This is a genomic window from Tsuneonella suprasediminis (assembly GCF_003605755.1).
GTDB classification, from domain to species: Bacteria; Pseudomonadota; Alphaproteobacteria; order Sphingomonadales; family Sphingomonadaceae; genus Tsuneonella; species Tsuneonella suprasediminis.
In genome coordinates this window covers 340,505-358,744 of record NZ_RAHJ01000019.1, presented here as the reverse complement: position 1 = coordinate 358,744, position 18,240 = coordinate 340,505, and the positions used below count along the sequence as shown (strand labels likewise).

The 18,240-nt window shown below is 55.9% G+C and carries 16 protein-coding genes; 15 read left to right on the top strand and 1 reads right to left on the bottom strand.

Annotated features, from left to right (window positions below):
- Nucleotides 1–33 precede the first annotated feature (33 nt).
- Genes nuoG through D6858_RS11545 form a run of 12 tightly spaced genes read left to right on the top strand, consistent with a single transcriptional unit; the run spans nucleotide 34 to nucleotide 12,972 of the window.
- Entirely contained in the window at nucleotides 34–2,040 is a 2,007-nt protein-coding gene (gene nuoG, locus D6858_RS11600; RefSeq protein WP_120110447.1) for an NADH-quinone oxidoreductase subunit NuoG, read from the top strand.
- Nucleotides 2,037–3,089: an NADH-quinone oxidoreductase subunit NuoH gene (gene nuoH, locus D6858_RS11595; protein ID WP_120110444.1), complete on the top strand. Its 1,053-nt coding sequence runs from the start codon at nucleotides 2,037–2,039 to the stop codon at nucleotides 3,087–3,089. The genes nuoG and nuoH overlap by 4 nt, the downstream gene beginning before the upstream one ends.
- Entirely contained in the window at nucleotides 3,086–3,571 is a 486-nt protein-coding gene (gene nuoI, locus D6858_RS11590; RefSeq protein ID WP_120110441.1) for an NADH-quinone oxidoreductase subunit NuoI, read from the top strand. Before nuoH ends, nuoI begins: the two co-directional genes overlap by 4 nt.
- A gap of 15 nt (nucleotides 3,572–3,586) precedes the next feature.
- Nucleotides 3,587–4,207 carry an NADH-quinone oxidoreductase subunit J gene (locus tag D6858_RS11585; RefSeq protein WP_120110437.1) on the top strand — a complete coding sequence of 207 codons (621 nt, stop codon included), beginning with the start codon at nucleotides 3,587–3,589 and terminating at the stop codon, nucleotides 4,205–4,207.
- Nucleotides 4,204–4,509, top strand: coding sequence for an NADH-quinone oxidoreductase subunit NuoK (nuoK, locus tag D6858_RS11580; RefSeq protein ID WP_102153991.1), 306 nt, complete (start codon nucleotides 4,204–4,206; stop codon nucleotides 4,507–4,509). The genes D6858_RS11585 and nuoK overlap by 4 nt, the downstream gene beginning before the upstream one ends.
- A gap of 4 nt (nucleotides 4,510–4,513) precedes the next feature.
- A complete protein-coding gene (nuoL, locus tag D6858_RS11575; protein WP_120110433.1) occupies nucleotides 4,514–6,505 on the top strand; it encodes an NADH-quinone oxidoreductase subunit L in 1,992 nt (663 codons plus the stop codon).
- Nucleotides 6,502–8,085, top strand: coding sequence for an NADH-quinone oxidoreductase subunit M (locus D6858_RS11570; RefSeq protein WP_120110430.1), 1,584 nt, complete (start codon nucleotides 6,502–6,504; stop codon nucleotides 8,083–8,085). The genes nuoL and D6858_RS11570 overlap by 4 nt, the downstream gene beginning before the upstream one ends.
- Entirely contained in the window at nucleotides 8,085–9,548 is a 1,464-nt protein-coding gene (gene nuoN / locus D6858_RS11565) for an NADH-quinone oxidoreductase subunit NuoN (protein ID WP_120110427.1), read from the top strand. The genes D6858_RS11570 and nuoN overlap by 1 nt, the downstream gene beginning before the upstream one ends.
- Nucleotides 9,545–10,252 (top strand): biotin--[acetyl-CoA-carboxylase] ligase, encoded by a 708-nt coding sequence (locus D6858_RS11560; RefSeq protein ID WP_120110425.1) that lies wholly within the window; start codon nucleotides 9,545–9,547, stop codon nucleotides 10,250–10,252. Before nuoN ends, D6858_RS11560 begins: the two co-directional genes overlap by 4 nt.
- Nucleotides 10,253–10,264: 12 nt before the next feature.
- Entirely contained in the window at nucleotides 10,265–11,041 is a 777-nt protein-coding gene (locus D6858_RS11555) for a type III pantothenate kinase (RefSeq protein ID WP_120110422.1), read from the top strand.
- Entirely contained in the window at nucleotides 11,038–12,684 is a 1,647-nt protein-coding gene (locus D6858_RS11550) for a ribonuclease J (protein ID WP_225081484.1), read from the top strand. The genes D6858_RS11555 and D6858_RS11550 overlap by 4 nt, the downstream gene beginning before the upstream one ends.
- Before the next feature lie 3 nt (nucleotides 12,685–12,687).
- Nucleotides 12,688–12,972 carry a DUF1467 family protein gene (locus D6858_RS11545; protein WP_120110418.1) on the top strand — a complete coding sequence of 95 codons (285 nt, stop codon included), beginning with the start codon at nucleotides 12,688–12,690 and terminating at the stop codon, nucleotides 12,970–12,972.
- A gap of 9 nt (nucleotides 12,973–12,981) precedes the next feature.
- Here D6858_RS11545 and D6858_RS11540 read toward each other — a convergent pair whose 3' ends face one another.
- Nucleotides 12,982–15,627 (bottom strand): ATPase, encoded by a 2,646-nt coding sequence (locus tag D6858_RS11540; RefSeq protein WP_133305286.1) that lies wholly within the window; start codon nucleotides 15,625–15,627, stop codon nucleotides 12,982–12,984.
- Between the two features lie 72 nt (nucleotides 15,628–15,699).
- Between D6858_RS11540 and D6858_RS11535 the strand changes: the two genes are divergently transcribed.
- The 3 genes from D6858_RS11535 (at nucleotide 15,700) to D6858_RS11525 (ending at nucleotide 18,239) form a co-directional block, all read left to right on the top strand.
- Nucleotides 15,700–15,999, top strand: a complete 300-nt coding sequence (locus D6858_RS11535) for an Hpt domain-containing protein (protein WP_120110412.1) — start codon at nucleotides 15,700–15,702, stop codon at nucleotides 15,997–15,999.
- A gap of 70 nt (nucleotides 16,000–16,069) precedes the next feature.
- Nucleotides 16,070–17,242 (top strand): hypothetical protein, encoded by a 1,173-nt coding sequence (locus D6858_RS11530; RefSeq protein WP_133305285.1) that lies wholly within the window; start codon nucleotides 16,070–16,072, stop codon nucleotides 17,240–17,242.
- Nucleotides 17,243–17,300: 58 nt separating this feature from the next.
- Nucleotides 17,301–18,239 (top strand): hypothetical protein, encoded by a 939-nt coding sequence (locus D6858_RS11525; RefSeq protein WP_133305284.1) that lies wholly within the window; start codon nucleotides 17,301–17,303, stop codon nucleotides 18,237–18,239.
- Nucleotide 18,240 lies beyond the last annotated feature (1 nt).

Below are 18,240 nucleotides of genomic sequence, written 5' to 3'. Positions count from 1 at the left end.
AGGTTGGTTCTTCAATTCAGTGGTGCGTAACTAATGCCTAAGGTCACCGTAGACGGACAGGAAATCGAGGTTCCCGATGGGGCCACCGTGCTGCAGGCATGTGAGCTTGCCGGTAAGGAGATTCCGCGTTTCTGCTATCACGAGCGGCTTAGCATTGCGGGCAATTGCCGCATGTGTCTGGTCGAAGTGAAGCCTGGCCCTCCCAAGCCGCAGGCATCTTGCGCGTTGCCTGCAACAGAAGGTCAGGAAATTCGCACCGATAGCGAGATGGTCAAAAAGGCGCGCGAAGGTGTGATGGAGTTCCTCCTTATCAACCACCCGCTCGATTGCCCGATTTGCGATCAGGGCGGGGAATGCGATCTGCAGGATCAGTCGGTGGCTTACGGTCGCGGCGGTTCTCGCTATCATGAAAACAAGCGGGCCGTGACCGAGAAGTACATGGGACCGCTCATCAAGACGGTCATGACCCGGTGCATCCACTGCACACGGTGCGTTCGTTTCAGCGAGGAAATCGCCGGGGTTGATGAAATCGGTGCGCTTTATCGCGGCGAAAGTATGCAAATCACGACGTATCTTGAGCATGCAGCGAAGCATGAGATGAGCGCGAACGTCATCGATCTTTGCCCCGTCGGCGCGCTGACTTCACGTCCTTATGCTTTCGAGGCACGCCCTTGGGAGTTGAAAAAGACGCTGAGCATCGATGTGAGCGATGCGATCGGCGCAAATATACGGCTCGATAGTCGCGGTCGCGAAGTCCTGCGCGCATTACCCCGCATCAACGACGATGTGAACGAAGAGTGGATTTCCGATAAGGCTCGCTATCAGGTCGACGGCCTCACGCGGCGACGGCTTGATAAGGTGTGGATCCGCAAAAACGGCAAACTGCAAGCAGCAAGTTGGGAAGAAGCATTTAAGAAGATCGCTGCGGTCAAGCCTGGCAATAGCATTGCCGCCATTGCGGGTGATTTGCTCGACTGCGAAACGATGTATGCTGCCAAGGCGTTACTGAAGGCGATGGGTTCCGATCTTCTTGAAGGACGACAGACGGGGATGGACTACGATGTGTCCAGCCTTGCAGCAGTCAGTTTCAATTCAACTCTTGCAGGGATCGAAACTGCTGATGCAATCCTGATTGTCGGCAGTCATGTCCGCTGGGAAGCCCCACTGGTCAATGTACGGCTTAGGAAGGCTGTTAAGCGCGGCGCAAAGGTATTCGTAGTCGGACCTGAATGGGAAACAACCTTCCCCGCAACATTTCTTGGCAATAATCTATCCGTGCTTTCCAAGTTGCCGACGGACGTGCTGGACGCGTTTGCCCAAGCCCAACGCCCGGCGCTCATTCTTGGCGGCGCAGCCCTCGCGAAAGGAGCGCTTTCCGCGGGCCTTTCGCTCGTCGAACCGCTTGGGCTGGTCAAAGGCGACTGGAACGGCTTCAACGTGCTTCACTTTTCGGCCTCGCGCATGGGCGGGCTCATGCTCGGATATGCGCAGAAAGGTGGGATGGCGGATATCGTTGACGCCCAGCCTAAAGTGGTTCTCGCACTTGGTGCAGACGAGGTCGACTACACACCATTCGCGGATTCACTTAAAGTGTACATCGGCCATCATGGCGACAAGGGGGCTCATGCGGCAGATGTGATCCTCCCCGCCGCCTCGTATGCTGAAAAAGACGGTACGTACGTCAACACCGAAGGCCGCGTGCAATTTGCGGAAAAGGCGGTATTCGCTCCAGGAGATGCGCGGGAAGACTGGACAATCCTGCGTGCGTTGGCCGATGCGTTTGGTGTCTCGGTCGGATTCGACAACTTCGCACAGCTGCAATCGGCCATGATCGCGGAAATGCCTGCGCTGGGCCAGGAGGGGTTGGCTGGTTATGGCGCGTTGCCAAAAGTTAAGGCGGCCAAGGTTTCGGGAACGATCGATGCCTATCCGATCAAAGATTTCTACCTCACCAACCCAATCGCCCGAGCAAGCACGGTGATGCAGCAATGCAGTGCTGAGCTGCTTCATGGCGGTGAACTGGCGGAGGCTGCGGAATGACCGAATTCTTTATGAACCTCGGCATGAACTACGAATGGGCGTGGTTCGTAGCCACGATTTGCGGGATCTTGTTGATTGCGCTGCCTCTGATGCTGGGCGTGGCGATGATTATCTATGCCGACCGCAAGATATGGGCGGCGATGGCATTACGCAGGGGCCCAAACGTGGTTGGGCCGTTCGGTCTGTTGCAATCATTTGCCGATGGGTTGAAGGTGTTTCTGCAGGAAACAATTATTCCCAGTGCCGCCAACAAGGGCTTGTTCCTGATTGCCCCGATCATAACGTTTACGGTCGCATTGTTGGCGTGGGCGGTTATCCCGTTCAATTCCGGCGCAATACTCGCTGATATCAATGTAGGGCTGTTGTATGTTCTGGCAATCAGTTCGCTGGGCGTATACGGGGTCGTCATCGCGGGCTGGGCCTCAAACTCAAAATACCCCTTCTTCTCCGCCATGCGGGCTGCCGCACAAATGATTTCGTATGAAGTCTCAATCGGATTTATCCTGATCTGTGTGGTGCTCTGGGCAGGGTCGTTCAACATGAACGAGATCGTGCAGGCGCAAAAAGGGACCGTGCTTGGGTTTATTAATGGATTTGTCGCCAACCCGCTCCTTTTCCCGATGTGGGTGCTATTCCTGATTTCAGGAATGGCGGAGACTGCCCGCGCTCCTTTTGACTTGACCGAAGCTGAAAGCGAGCTCGTTGCCGGTTATCAGACGGAATACAGCTCGATGGCGTTCGCGCTCTATTGGCTGGGCGAATATGCCAACGTTTTGCTGATGTGCACGTTGAATGCGGTGCTTTTCTGGGGGGGGTATCTGCCCCCGTTTGACTGGGGCCCGCTTTACGTCGTGCCGGGATTTGTCTGGCTGCTCGTCAAAATCCTGTTTTTCTTTTTTATATTCAGTTGGGTGAAGGCAACTGTGCCGCGCTACCGGTATGATCAACTCATGCGCCTTGGCTGGAAGGTATTTCTGCCGATGAGCTTGTTGTGGGTCGTGCTCGTATCTGGCTGGTTGATGCTTACTCGTTATGGAGGCGCTGTATGAGCGTCGCTCACCTCATAAAGTCTTTCACTCTTTGGGAGTTCGTGAAGGCGCATTGGTTGACTTTGAAGTACTTCTTCAAACCCAAGGTGACGATCAACTATCCCTTTGAGAAGAACCCTTTGTCGCCGCGTTTCCGTGGGGAACACGCGCTGCGCCGTTATCCCAATGGGGAGGAGCGGTGCATTGCCTGCAAACTGTGTGAAGCCACTTGTCCAGCTCTGGCCATCACGATTGAGAGCGAACCGCGGGAAGACGGCAGTCGTCGCACCACGCGTTACGATATCGATATGACCAAATGCATTTACTGTGGTTTCTGTCAGGAAGCCTGTCCGGTTGATGCGATCGTCGAAGGGCCGAACTTCGAATACGCCACGGAAACGCGTGAAGAACTGCTGTACGACAAGGCGAAACTACTGGCTAACGGGGACAAGTGGGAGCGGGCGATCTCCGCGAACCTTGAAGCCGATGCGCCGTATCGATAGAGGGCGCGGCAATCCATGATTCAGGTTTTCTCCTTTTATCTGTTCGCGGCACTGACGATCCTGTCGGCGGTGTTTGTCATTATGTCCCGCAATCCCGTGCATTCGGTTTTGTGGTTGATAATGGCGTTCTTCAATGCTGCTGGTCTGATGGTACTGGTGGGCGCTGAATTCATCGCGATGCTTCTGGTCATCGTCTATGTCGGTGCAGTCGCAGTACTGTTTCTGTTTGTAGTCATGATGCTCGATATCGATTTTGCGGAATTGCGGGCAGGATTTGTCAAAAACTTCCCTCTAGGCTTGGCTATCGCGCTGGTTCTTTTAGCCGAACTTGTGCTTGGCATTGGTGCTTACAGTGCGGGTGCGCTTGAGATGGGGCATGCGGCAGCCGCCGCCTCACCGCAGATTGATGGTGCCAGTAACATCGAGAGTATCGGCGCGGTACTTTACGGTAAGTATCTTTTTCTGTTCGAAAGTGCAGGAATCATTCTTCTCGTAGCGATGGTTGGCGCAATTGTGCTGACCCATCGTGAGCGTAAGGATACGCGGGGCCAAAACATCGGCAGACAAATTCGGCGTCGTCCGCAAGATGCGACCGTCAATGTTCGCCCCGAGGTGGGCAAGGGGGTTCAGCTGTGATCGGCGTCACGCATTATGTCATCGTGGGCACGATCCTGTTCGTGCTGGGCGTTCTGGGGATATTTCTCAATCGGAAAAACGTGATCGTTATTCTGATGGCGATTGAGCTGATCCTGCTCGCGGTGAATATCAACCTCGTTGCATTCAGTGCATTTCTGAACGACTTGACCGGGCAGATTTTTGCTATGTTCGTGCTGACCGTTGCGGCTGGTGAAGCGGCGATCGGTTTGGCAATTCTCGTCATCTATTTCCGTGGCCGCGGCACGATCGCTGTCGACGATGTCAACCGGATGAAGGGATAGCACCTTGCACCCGATCCTTCTTATCGTATTCCTGCCGTTATTGGCGGCAGTTATCGGCGGGCTTGGTAACAAGGCGCTTGGCAATCTCGCGGTCAAGTCGCTGACCACCGCTTTTCTGTTTGTGTCGTGTGGTTTGAGTTGGCCGATCTTTATTGGCTTTTTGACAGGTGCGGAAACTGCCTCGGTCATTCCGGTGCTGCAGTGGGTTCACTCTGGCAGCATGACGTTCGATTGGGCATTGCGCGTTGACACACTGACTGCGGTCATGTTGGTCGTCGTCACCACTGTGTCGGCGCTCGTGCACCTCTATTCATGGGGGTACATGGCAGACGAGCCGGATCAACCACGGTTCTTCGCTTATCTTAGCCTGTTCACCTTCGCGATGCTTATGCTCGTGACCGCAGACAACCTTGTCCAGATGTTCTTCGGATGGGAAGGGGTGGGCCTTGCCAGTTACCTTTTGATTGGGTTTTGGTTTCGCAAACCAAGCGCGAGCGCGGCGGCAATCAAAGCGTTTGTAGTCAACCGCGTCGGTGACTTCGGCTTCATGCTCGGCATTTTCGGCACCTATCTGGTGTTTCAGACGGTTTCGATTCCCGAGATTCTGGCGGCCGCTCCGGGCATGGCTGGCAGTACCATTGGCTTCCTTGGGCATCGTGTCGATACCATGGATCTATTGTGTATCCTGCTGTTCATCGGAGCGATGGGTAAATCCGCGCAGCTTGGATTGCACACCTGGTTGCCTGACGCGATGGAAGGGCCGACCCCCGTGTCCGCGCTCATTCACGCGGCGACGATGGTCACGGCAGGTGTATTCATGGTGTGCCGCCTTTCGCCCATGTTCGAAGCGGCACCCGCTGCACTGATGTTCATGACATTCGTCGGCGCGGCGACATGTTTCTTTGCTGCAACGATCGGCACCACGCAGTGGGATATCAAGCGCGTGATTGCCTATTCGACGTGTTCGCAGCTTGGATACATGTTCTTTGCTGCAGGTGTTGGCGCTTACAACGTTGCGATGTTCCACCTGTTCACGCATGCCTTCTTTAAGGCGCTCCTGTTCCTTTGTGCAGGCAGCGTGATCCATGCGATGCATCACGAACAGGATATGCGTTATTACGGCGGTCTGCGGAAACATATCCCAATCACGTTTTGGGCAATGCTTGCCGGCACTCTGGCGATCACCGGGGTCGGCTTGGCGGGCGTGTTCGGTTTCGCTGGTTTCTATTCGAAGGACGCCATTCTTGAGGCTGCGTTTGCGCGTGGCACCAACCTTGGCAATTTGGCATTCTGGATGGGAACGATCGCGGCATTGCTGACGAGCTTCTATTCGTGGCGTCTGGTTTTCCTGACGTTTTATGGAAAGCCGCGTTGGATCGAGAGCGAACACATCCAGCATTCGGTCCACAAAACGGCAGAACAAGCCGGAGAGGATACCACCGGCGGATATCATCCTCATGAAAGCCCTCTGCCAATGCTCGTCCCTCTCCTCGCACTGAGTGTAGGCGCAGTGTTCGCTGGTTTCGTGTTCGCCCCCGCGTTTGTTGAAAGCGCCGAATTCTGGCAAGGCTCGGTGTTCTTCAATGAAGATCTGATGCACGCCATGCATGGTATTCCGGCATGGGCCAAATGGTCTGCTACTGTCGCGATGCTGATCGGGTTGGCGATCGCGTTCCAGGGCTATATTCGCGATAAGGAGCTGCCTGCTCGCATTGCCGGGCAGCTCGGCCCTGTCTATCGCTTCGTATATAACAAGTGGTACTTCGATGAACTGTATCATTTCCTGTTTGTGAAACCGGCATTCTGGCTGGGGAACAAATTCTGGAAGTGGGGGGACATCGGTATAATTGATCGCTTCGGGCCTAATGGTGCGGCGTGGCTGGTCACTCAGGGGACAGCCGCCGCCAAGAAGGTACAATCCGGATATCTCTATAGTTATGCGCTCGTCATGCTTATCGGCGTCGTGGTCGCGATCTCTTGGGTGATGGTGCGATGAACGGCTTTCCGATCCTTTCGTTAATGCTTCTTGTGCCCCTTCTGGGCGCGGTGGCGTGCTTTATGCTTGAGGCCAAAGCAGCGCGATCGGTCGCGCTGCTTGCCACTCTCGTGGACCTTGCTCTCGGGGTAGTCCTTTGGACAGGCTTTGAGACGGGTGGTGCCCGGTGGCAGTTTCAGGAAAGTCATGCTGTTTTTGCCGGTTTTTCCTATGCACTCGGCATTGATGGAATTGCGTTGATGCTGATTGCGTTGACGGTATTTCTGATGCCGATCTGCATTCTGGCAAGCTGGGATTCGGTGCAGAAGCGCGTTGGCGAATACATGGCGGCGTTCCTGTTCATGGAAACCCTGATGATCGGCGTGTTTGCGGCGCAGGATCTCTTGCTGTTCTATATCTTCTTCGAAGCGGGCCTGATTCCGATGTATCTGATCATCGGTATATGGGGCGGCGATAACCGGATATACGCCAGCTATAAGTTCTTCCTTTATACGCTGCTCGGCTCGGTCCTGATGTTGATTGCGATGTTGTGGATGATCCACGACGCGGGAACGACTTATATCCCGACTTTGATGCAGTATGATTTCCCGGCGCAGGCGCAAACGTGGCTGTGGTTGGCGTTCTTCGCCAGTTTCGCGGTTAAGATGCCGATGTGGCCGGTTCACACCTGGCTGCCGGACGCACACGTTCAGGCGCCGACTGCAGGTTCCGTAATTCTGGCTGGCGTTTTGTTGAAGATGGGTGGCTACGGCTTTATTCGCTTCAGTTTGCCGATGTTCCCGGACGCGAGTGCACAGTTGGCGTGGCTCGTTCTCGGATTGAGCATGGTGGCGGTCGTATATACCTCGCTGGTTGCGCTCGTGCAGTCTGACATGAAGAAGCTAATTGCTTATTCTTCGGTTGCCCACATGGCGATCGTCACCATTGGGCTGTTTGCATTTAACGTGCAGGGGCTTGAAGGTTCGATGATGGTGATGTTGAGCCATGGGCTCGTGTCCGGCGCGCTGTTTCTTTGTGTCGGTGTCATTTACGATCGTTTACACACGCGTGAGATTGATCGTTACGGCGGCCTCGCAATTAATATGCCGAAATACGCATTGTTCTTCATGTTGTTCACAATGGGCAGTATTGGCTTGCCCGGAACAAGTGGGTTTGTCGGCGAATTTCTCAGCCTTGCCGGAACGTATCAGGTTTCGACCACGGTGACTCTGGTCTGCACCACCGGCATTATTCTTGGCGCTGCTTACATGTTGTATCTCTATCGCCGGGTTGTGTTCGGCGAGCAAAAAAATGCCGACGCCGCTGCGATGCCTGATCTCAACGTGCGCGAATGGTTTATGCTTGGCCCCATTGCGGCAGCTGTGTTGTGGATGGGCGTTTATCCTGAGAGTTTTCTGGCTCCGATGCGTGCCGACATTGCAGCTTTGGACGCGCGACTTGCAAGCGCGGCCCCCAAGGGGGATTCGCGACCGACTGCACCGACCGAGGCCACTCGTCGGACCCATGCAGCAAATGCGATGGAGCATCACGGTGAAGCGGGAGAAGGCCCGGCAAATGAAGCAAGTGAGGGAGGCCACTGATGGACTTTTCGGCATCCCTGTCGCTTGTCGCGCCTGAAATCGTATTGTCGCTCGGCGGCCTGTTGCTCTTGCTGTGCGCCGCGTGGATGGGTGACAAAGCTAGCCGTGCAATCTCGATTGCCGCAGTGATCGTCATTGGTGCTGCTGCGGCGCTGACCATTCCTGTCTTATGTGGCGGAGCAATGGGTGCGGGTACGTTTGCATTTGGTGGCCAAATGCGCGTCGATGCATTCGCGGCTTTTGCAAAGTTGCTCATTTACGTTTCGGGGGCGACCTGCCTGATGGTCGCGCCGCGCTTCTTCGACCGTTGGGGGGCGATGCGTGCGGAATATCCGGTGCTGGTGCTTTTTGCCGTACTCGGCATGGGCATAATGGTGTCTGCAGGCGATCTGCTGACGCTTTACATCGGTTTGGAAATGAACAGCCTCGCCGCATATGTGCTCGCAGCGTTTCTTCGGGTTGACGGTCGTTCGGCTGAAGCCGGGCTTAAGTATTTCGTGCTTGGCGCGTTGGCGAGCGGCATCCTGCTCTATGGGATGAGCCTGACTTACGGGTTTACGGGATCGACCAGCTTCGACGTTATCCGTGCGGCACTCGCAGGAGATATTTCAACCGGGGCGCTGATTGGCCTGATATTCGTTCTGGCCGGCCTTGCTTTCAAGATTTCGGCGGTGCCGTTCCATATGTGGACTCCTGATGTCTACGAAGGTTCTCCCACTCCGGTGACGATGTTCTTTGCAACGGCTCCCAAAGTGGCTGCAATGGCGTTGACAATGCGTGTGGCGCTCGATGCGTTCGGCGCGCAGGCGGCCGCATGGCAGCAAATTGTTGTGTTTGTATCGCTAGCTTCGATCGTAATCGGTGCTCTGGGGGCAATCGGACAGGATAATATCAAGCGGTTGCTTGCATTCTCCTCAATCAACAATGTCGGCTTCATTCTCGTAGGTTTGGCGGCGGCGACACCAGAAGGTGCCAGCGCGATGTTGGTTTATCTCGCGATTTATGTTGCCATGTCAGTCGGCAGTTTTGTGGCAGTTCTGATGTTGCGTGATGCGAACGGCGATTACGTAGAATCGATCTCCGACCTTGCGGGGCTTTCTCGTACTAAGCCGTTGATCGCGTGGTGCCTTTTGCTCATCATGCTGAGCCTTGCCGGCATACCGCCTCTGTTCGGTTTCTGGGGTAAATTGGTAGTGTTTCAGGCGGCAGTGGACGCCGGAATGATCGCGATTGCCGCAGTCGCTATCGCCGCATCGGTCATAGGGGCGTTCTACTACCTTAAAGTCGGTAAAGTTATGTTTTTTGATGAACCCGCAGATAAGGTGGCAGGAGGCAACGATTGGGCACATTGGGCCCTGCTGATCTTGTCGACGGCATTTATTTCTCCGCTCGGCTATCTACTCACCGGATGGCTTGGTGAATTGGCCGACAAGGCCGCTACAGCATTGTTCCTCGTCACTTGATCCGTACGGTAGCAGAAACCGGATCGACCAATGCCGACCTCGTCTCACAGCTGAATGCAGGCGAGTACGTTGCGGAGGGCGATTGGCTGGTGGCGGATCGACAAGTCGCTGGCCACGGACGCCAGGGGCGTGCGTGGTTTGATGGGACGGGGAACTTCATGGGCTCTACCATAGTGCGGGTATGCCCGTCGGATCCGCCCTCTCCGACCCTCGCGCCTCTGGCGGGGCTGGCCTTGTACGAGGCGGTTACGCCATTTCTCGCTGAACCTGCAGCGCTTTCGCTCAAGTGGCCCAATGACCTGCTTCTCAGGGGCGCCAAGCTGGCGGGTATACTGCTGGAAGGCACCTCCCACGCGGTCGTCATTGGGATAGGCGTCAACCTTGTTAAGGCTCCGGAAGTCACTGGGCGCGAAACCATCGCTTTGTCGCAGATCGGCCCTGCACCTAATCGCGATAGCTTCGCGACTGCATTGGCATCGTCTTTTGCTCGGGAATTGGAACGATGGCGTAGTTTCGGCACGGAACCGATGTTTCGCCGCTGGAAGGCTGTCGCGCACCAGATCGGAACTGTTCTAACCGTGCATGAGCCGGGAGGCGATGTCGTTTCCGGTCGCTACCAAGGGTTGAAGCCCGATGGATCTTTGTGTCTGGCGTTGGATAGCGGGGAAATCCGTGTCATCCATGCAGGCGATGTTGCAATCTGATAGGATCGTATCATGCTGCTTGCTGCTGATGTCGGTAACACCAATGTCGTATTTGCTCTGATTGAGGGTCGTGAGATCAGGGCACGTTGGAGGATTGCCACCGATCCCCGTCGAACAGGTGATGAGTATGCAGTTTGGCTTCTTCAACTTCTGAAGATTGAGGGAGTGGCACGAAAATCGATCGATCAGTTTATAATCGGTTCGGTTGTGCCCAGAGCGATTCACAATCTCACTGTTTTTGCTGAAAAGTATTTTGGAAAGACTCCGCTGATTGCAGGTGAGGGAGGCGCAGAGTGGGGGGTAGCGATTGATGTCGATGAACCGCGCTCTCTCGGAGCGGATCGAGCACTGAATACAATCGCCGCCCACGCCAAATATGATGGCGATTTAATCGTCGTCGACTTCGGAACGGCCACGACATTTGATGCTGTCGATTTCAACGGCGCATATAAAGGGGGCATTATCGCACCCGGCATCAATCTGTCGCTGGATGCACTCGTTGGAAATACGGCAAAACTTCCACGCATTGCGATCGAGGCGCCGACGAATGACAGCGTAATCGGCACCAATACCGAAGATCAGATGCTGATCGGTGTTTTCTGGGGGTACGTTGCAATGATGGAGGGGCTGATCGCGCGAATGAAAGCGGAGATCGGCCGTCCAGCCAAAGTGGTCGCGACGGGAGGGCTCGCCATCCTTTTCGATCAGCATACTGAAATTTTCGATGCCGTCGACCCTGACCTGACACTCGAAGGCCTTGCCATTCTGGCAGAACGAGCAAACGCGTGAAAAAAGATTTAACCCCTGAAGACGAATTGCTGTTTCTCGCCCTTGGGGGATCGGGTGAGATAGGGATGAACGTCAACCTCTATGGCTGTCAGGGCCGGTGGTTGATGGTTGATCTTGGGATGACTTTCAGTGGGAACGAATATCCTGGTGTCGATCTCGTGTTCGCTGACCTCTCCTTTATCGAAGATCGTGCCGAACGCCTTGATGGTATTGTCCTCACCCATGCGCACGAAGATCATATCGGGGCGGTGCCATACTTTGCGGCCGATCTGGGGGTTCCGCTCTATGCGACGCCTTTCACTGGCGAACTGGTACGGAGGAAGCTTCAGGAAGCTGGTCTGGAAGACGATGTCGAGCTGATTATCGTCGAAGGCACTGATAAATTTGACGTAGGCCCGTTCGCGATATCCTATGTTCCGCTCGCTCATTCGATTGCCGAAGGTAATGGGCTTCTGATCGATACGCCTTTCGGACGCGTGTTCCATACTGGCGACTGGAAGCTCGATGAAGAGCCGATTATCGGCGAACCGACTACCGAAGAAGAACTTTGCGAAATTGGCGATGCGGGAGTGCTCGCCCTCGTTTGCGATTCAACTAATGTTTTCAATCCGGCTGAAAGCGGGTCTGAAGGCGCGGTTTACAAGGGTTTGCATGAGGAGGTCGCGCGTTGGCATGGCAGGCGAGTAGTCGTTACCACATTTGCCAGCAACGTGGCCCGTCTTCACACTTTGGGGGAAGTCGCGCGGGCAACCGGGCGCCAGCTATGCGTGGCGGGTCGCTCGCTCGACCGGATTATCGAAGTTGCGCAAGATAACGGTTATCTGGAAGATTTGCCACCGTTGGTCGATTTCGACACGGCAATGGGTTTGCCTCGTGGAGAAGTGCTGGTGGTGGCAACCGGGGGGCAGGGGGAACCGCGTGCGGCACTTGCCCGCATGGCAGATGAAAACCATCCTATCGAGTTGGTGAAGGGCGATGTAGTGCTGTTCTCAAGTCGCCAGATTCCAGGCAATGAAATAGCTATTGGACGCGTGCAAAACCAACTCGCGCAGCGTGGAATTGTCATGGTGACCGATCGGCAGAGCGCCATCCACGTATCTGGCCACCCCGGTCGACCGGAGCTGGAAGCGCTCTACACATGGTTGCGACCCGAGATTCTTGTCCCGGTTCATGGCGAGGCACGCCATATGGCAGAGCAAGCCCGCTTGGGTTCCAGCAGAGGTATCCCGCATACAATTTTCCAAATGAATGGCGACATCGTCCGTATTGCGCCAGGCAAACCAGGCAAGCTGGCCGAAGTTGAAAGCGGTCGTCTCGTGCTCGATGGTGACATCATTGTTCCGGCAGATGGCGAAGCAATCACCATGCGTCGCCGTCTTGCGCGTGAAGGAGTTGTTGTCGTGGCGCTGGATGCACAGGGGAGGGCTACCATCGAAGGGGTCGGACTTCCTCTCGATGAAGATTACGACGCCTTTGTGTCTGAAACGAAAGAGGATATCGCGACCGCACTGGGTAAGCTGAAAGGTGCGGCACGACGAGATCGCAGCGAAGTTTATGAGGCAGTTCGTTTGGCTACCCGTCGTGCAGCGACCCGTTGGAGCGGCAAACGCCCGCAAGTCCGGGTCTTGTTACCGGAGAATTGAGATATGGCATGGACGTCTGTTCTTGCGATCTACCTGCTGTTCTGGGTGATGGCTGCTTTTCTCCTGCTCCCTTTCGGAGTTCGCACGCACGATGAAATGGGTGTTCAGAAAGTTCCGGGCCAGGCCGATAGCGCGCCAGCAAACTTTCGCCCGAGACGTCTGGTGGTGCGAGCGACCGTTTTGGCGGCCGTGCTCACTGCGCTCTATGTTGCAAACTACGTCAATGGCTGGGTCACGCTCGATAGTTTGAGCTTCATCCCCACCCCGGAGGTCAACGAACACCCGTGATATGGTCTTTTAGGTGCGGAGGCGTTCGATCGCCTGTGCCAGCGCCACATAGAGCTTGCCCATATCGGAACTGAGTAAGGTGACGCCGATCGCGTGACCATCGCGTGTCGAGAGCATCGACCGCAGCATTGCCTCAAAGTCGTGGATGTAACGATTGACGTGCTCGCGGAAATCTTCGTCGGCTTCGTAAATACCCATCAGTTCGCGAGTCTCGGAATTATCGAGCAAGCGGACTGCCCGACGGGTGAATATGCCGCGATCCCCTTTGAGATAGCTTGCCCAGGCGCTATCCGTGACGTCAGCCGACAACGCTTTGGCAATATCGATCGAATGGGAATTGAGGCTTTCGGTGATCAGAGCAACGCGGCGCGAAAAATCATTATCGACCTGCTCCTCTGCGCGCTGCCGGGCGAGGGCGACGCGATTTTCCAGATTGCCTGCCAGTTCGTTGATCCGCGCCAGTTGATCGCGCAATTGGATAGCTGTTTCGCGGCTGGCGTTATTGACCCGGTCGGTGGCCGTTTCAACAGAGCCTAGCGCATCAGCGGTCCGTTGCCGCACTGCGCGCTCGATGTGCTCGGCAGCATCAGCACCCACCTTTTCCGCGATTTCCTGAATACGGTCGGTGCTTCCGGTATCGATCGAATCGACGGCCTTGCGGACCGAATGTTCAAGTACGGCAATCGCATCGCGCAACCGGCCTTGTGCATCGGCAGAGACCGCGGAGCTATCTTCCGAAAGAGCAGACAGACGATCACGCAATGTGTCTAGCTGCGACAGGTGCGCCTGATGGGTTTCCCGAATACGAGAATGGAATTCCGTGATATCCGTCATCGCGCCCGCGCTTTCAGACTGTGCCGCCAACACGTATTCGTACAGTTCACGCCCTTTGTCATTTGCCGCCGCGAGCATCAGGCCAAGTGTTTCTCCGTGTAAAGCGACTTGATTGACACTCTCGCTGGCCGCTTCGATTGCTTCGGGCAATTCGCTACGGCTGCGTTCGATGCTGGCCTGCAGCAATTCGAGCAGGCGTACGCTCGCTTCGGTCAGCTCGCTAACGGTTTGGTCGGTTTCTGTCAGTGCAACTCGACTACCCGACAGGCGTTCTTCGAATGTGGCGAGCACCGATGACAGCGTCGTTTCTGCTTCGCGGCCCTGCATTGCCGCGCGTTCCATTTCACCGACGAGATTATCGATATGGCGGGCTACATCGGCACTCTGTTCAGCAATCAAGCTCACACGCTCGCGGTGTTTCTCAACCCGTTCAGCAATGCTGGCATCAAATGATGCCAATTGCGCGCCGACTTCCTCGACCCGAGATTGGTTGTCCCGATCTGCAGCGGCGCTAAGAGCATTCAGTTCCTGCATTAACTCGGAATGGGCTGCACCGAGTTGTTCCATAATTGCGGTCGTGTTGCGACGCACCTCATCAACACGCTCATTGGCACCATCGATTGCAACGCGATCGATTTGTTCAATTTCGGCGACTGTTTCGGCCATCTGACCTTGCAAAGCCGCGATCCGGTTTTCCCAGCGGTTAAGCGCCGTTTCTTCGGCATCGGTCAAGCTGCGGCCGACTGACGTTGCGCCGTCTCGAATGGCTGTGATCCGCGCTTGCAGCGACTGGAGTAGTTCAGCTTCCCGTTCTTCCAGCCCGTCGCTCGCTTGGGCAATCTCTTCGCGCAAACGATCGGCCCGCATCCTCATCGCGGCCAGCACCTGAACCTCACGGGTGTCCAGATCGGTGCGGAAATCTTCGATCCTATCGCGCAAAGCGATGAAGCGGGTGGAGGTTGCTTCTTCGATTTGTTGAGATTGGGTTCGCAGCACAGCCAGCGTCTCATCGACTTTAGTGCGGAGCGCTTCCACTTGCTGGCTGCTGGCGCTGCCAAATTCGTTCAGCCGTTCAAACCCGGCAATAAGTTCTCCGAGCTGATCTTGGGCCGATCGACCGACCGCTCCTATCTGGTTGGTCATGTCGCGGGTGGAATTGGCCACGACTGGCAAGTCGTCTCGCAGCCGATCCATATTCTCAGTCGCCTTGCGGCTGACCGTTTCTATCGCGTCGAGTTGCGCCCCATTATCGCGGATCAGTGATTGAAGATAGTCGGCGTTTTCGCTGAGCCGTGCAGTTGCCACGCGTCCGAGAGTTTCCAGTTCGCGCGTTTCGGCAGCAAGAAATTCTCGGGCAAGGCTCAGTTCTCGATTGATCGTGCTCAATCGGGTTTCGAGCGTAATTGACTGCGCAGCCAGATCTCGCCCGACATCGACAAAGCGCGACATTTCGCGGCGGCTCGTCCGCATGACCAACAACCACAGAGCAATAACCAGCAGCACCGGCACGCTCCACTGCACGATCATTTGAGAGGCAAAAGCTGGATCGATGGATAGATTTAGCCTTCCGCGATGGGCCCAGATAAAGAACCCTGTCCATACGAGGATTACACAAATTGCCAGCGCTGGAGCCAGCCATCCGGATTTTTGGCGTTGTGCGTCATCCTCAACCCAGTCGGCATCGTCAGCAACGAGATCCTCTTCCGCCAAGTCATCCTGTAACGAAAGGGGGCTTTCCCCTTCGGTGTTTGCATGTGTTTCAACGGGCGCATCAGCGCCGCCATCGTGGCCAACGGCCCGAATGTGCTTTCCCCCGGTCATCCATCAAACCTACCACGAAATGGGTCGCAATAAACCCTCCTTTAACTACGTATCGGCTAGCTTCCATGTACTATGGCCCACGAACACGGTGACTTTGACGCGACCCTTGCCGCCGCTGCAGGGGAGGATCCGGCGCTTTTTGCCGAGCTCCGTTTGGCGTTTGTTGAGAGCCTGAGCGGGCATCTCGATCTGCTCAAGCGCGCGCGTTGTGATGGAAACTGGACAATCGCTGCATTGCGTTTGAAAGGCCTTGCTGCGAGTTTCCATTCGTCTGAACTTATCGAGCTTGCGGAAAACGCTCTGGCCAGCGCCCCCGGCGAACCGACAGTTGTGCGAAAGATCGAACGTTACCGCGACGAATTCGCATGTTAAGCGTCGTGTCGCTTGGCACTTCAGTTTGTAATCCCTAGATCGTTTTCTCCTGCATGGAGGAGATTAAGGCGTGCGCGTTGCATTGCTGTCTGCCTTGGGCGAAAGATTTGGTGAGCCGGGAATAGGGCTTCAGCCTTTCGCCGGGCGCAGAGTGCTGGCATTGCAAATCGACGCCGCGCTGGCGCTGGGTTGTGAGCGGATCGTTTGCCTTGCTGAGAGCGCGAGCCCGGAAATTGCCGAGCTTCAGAGGCAGGCCGAAAATGCGGGGGCGCGCTTTAATGCAATCACAGCTCATCGCAGTCTTTCAGGCATGGTCAGCGCCAATGACGAGGTACTTGTTCTGGCGCCAGGATTGCTGGTCGATGGCAACTGGCTGGTAGACCGTTTCTCTCAAAGGCCGGGGCTGGCGGTATTGCCGATCGAGATCGGTCTTGAGCATGGTTTTGAACGAATAGATCGCGATCGGGCATGGGGCGGCGCTCTGCTCGTGCGCGGGGATGCAGTAGAAGCACTGACTGCGCTGCCGCCGGATGGGGACGCAGTGGCAGGCCTGTTGCGGATTGCTCTTCAACGCGGGGTGCGTGCCATTCCGGTTCCCGAATCTTCGCTGGATGACGGTCGATGGTCGCTGGTGCGAAGTGCGAACCATGCGCGACGATTGGAGGCACTATGGCTTGGGCGCCATGTTCCGTCGCCAGGGTTCAGCGCGCCCGGCGAGGTGGGTGGTTATGCGGCTGCCCGGTTCCTGTCGGGCAAATCGCGTTCGCAAATATGGTCAGTTGCTCTCGGCATGATAGCAATTCTGCTGGCCGTTGGCGGCGGAGTTGCAGGCTGGTCCGGCCGAATCGCGGGTGGGTTGCTTGCTCTGGTTGCGTCCGCTGCTGTCGGGAGCATCGCATATCACTTTCATCGTTTCCTTCGTGCGGGCCAAGCAGGTGGGCTGACCCGCGCATTCCCCGCCATTCGGAACTCCATTCTCGATATTGCGCTCGTCGCACTGTCGCTTGGAACGAGAGAAGGCGAAGAATGGCACGGGGTGTATGTGGCGCTGGTGCTAGTGGCTGCCATGCGCCTGTCCGAAGAGGCGGCAGCGCCGGTTTGGGTGCGCCCGTTATCCGACCGGGCGCTGGTGCTCCTTCTGGCCTTGATTGCCACCCTTCTCGGTTTTCCTGTTGTGGGAATGGCAATTATCGCATTGCTTTTGCTTTTCTTGCGTCTCGTCAAACCCTTCATTCGAAGCTAACGTCGGTTTAACCAACATCGGCTAGGGCCGAGCGATGACCGAATCTGGCACGTCACAATTGCAGGCGATCCCTGTTGTATCGATGCTCCGCCAAGAGCTTGCGACGGGTGATGCGTTGCTTAGTTCCATTGAACCCATTCTGGGCTATCTTCTGACAGACCACGATCATGCATTATTCAGCGATGAGATCGTCAGTCGCGTACGGGGTATGTCTGCCGATCTGGCGCAACAGATGTTGTCGGTTCTGGCTGAAGCGATGGATTCTTCTGAAACCCACGCCTTCTCCGAGGAGGCAGTTGGTGCTTTGTCGGAAGCTCTGACCGGAGATCGTGACATTGCATGTCATTGCCATGCTCTGGCGGTCGAAACGCAGCTTACCGGCCGACTTGAAAGGCGCCACGGGATTGATCCAGTGTTGAGCCCGTTGCTTCAGGCACTTGTCGCCTCGGATAATGATCAGGTGGCTTCGCTGGCAATGTCGGTTCTGACTACTCAGGCGCGCTTCATTCAACGCCAACGGCGCATGGAACTGGTGCTATCCGATCTGCCTGCGAATCTGTTCCATCGCGCCGTTGAAAAGTTCAGTCAGTTTGCTGAGGGTGTTTCGGCGGAGCATGCAGCCGTGGCGGCGGGGAAATTGCGGCAAAGCTATGACGAACGCGCCTGCCGTCCTGCCCTTCTCGAACGTCTCGTAAATGAGATGGGAAATGGCTCACGTGCCGCTTTATTCGTGAGCCATGCAGGTGTTGCGATTTTCCTGTCGGCACTGGCATCGATGGCAAAGCAGCCACGGGACACAGTGATCCTCTCGACCAATGAACAGCAATCTGCGCGCCTCGCACTGGCGCTGTTGGCGGCGGGTCTGAAACATGCCGAAGTTGAGCAGCAACTGATATACTTTAATCCCGAATTCGCGCTCCCAGCGGATTTTTCGATGGTGAGGGCGGATCAGGCCGCGTCTTTGCTTGCCGAATCTGATCGTGCAGTGAGAGGCTGAG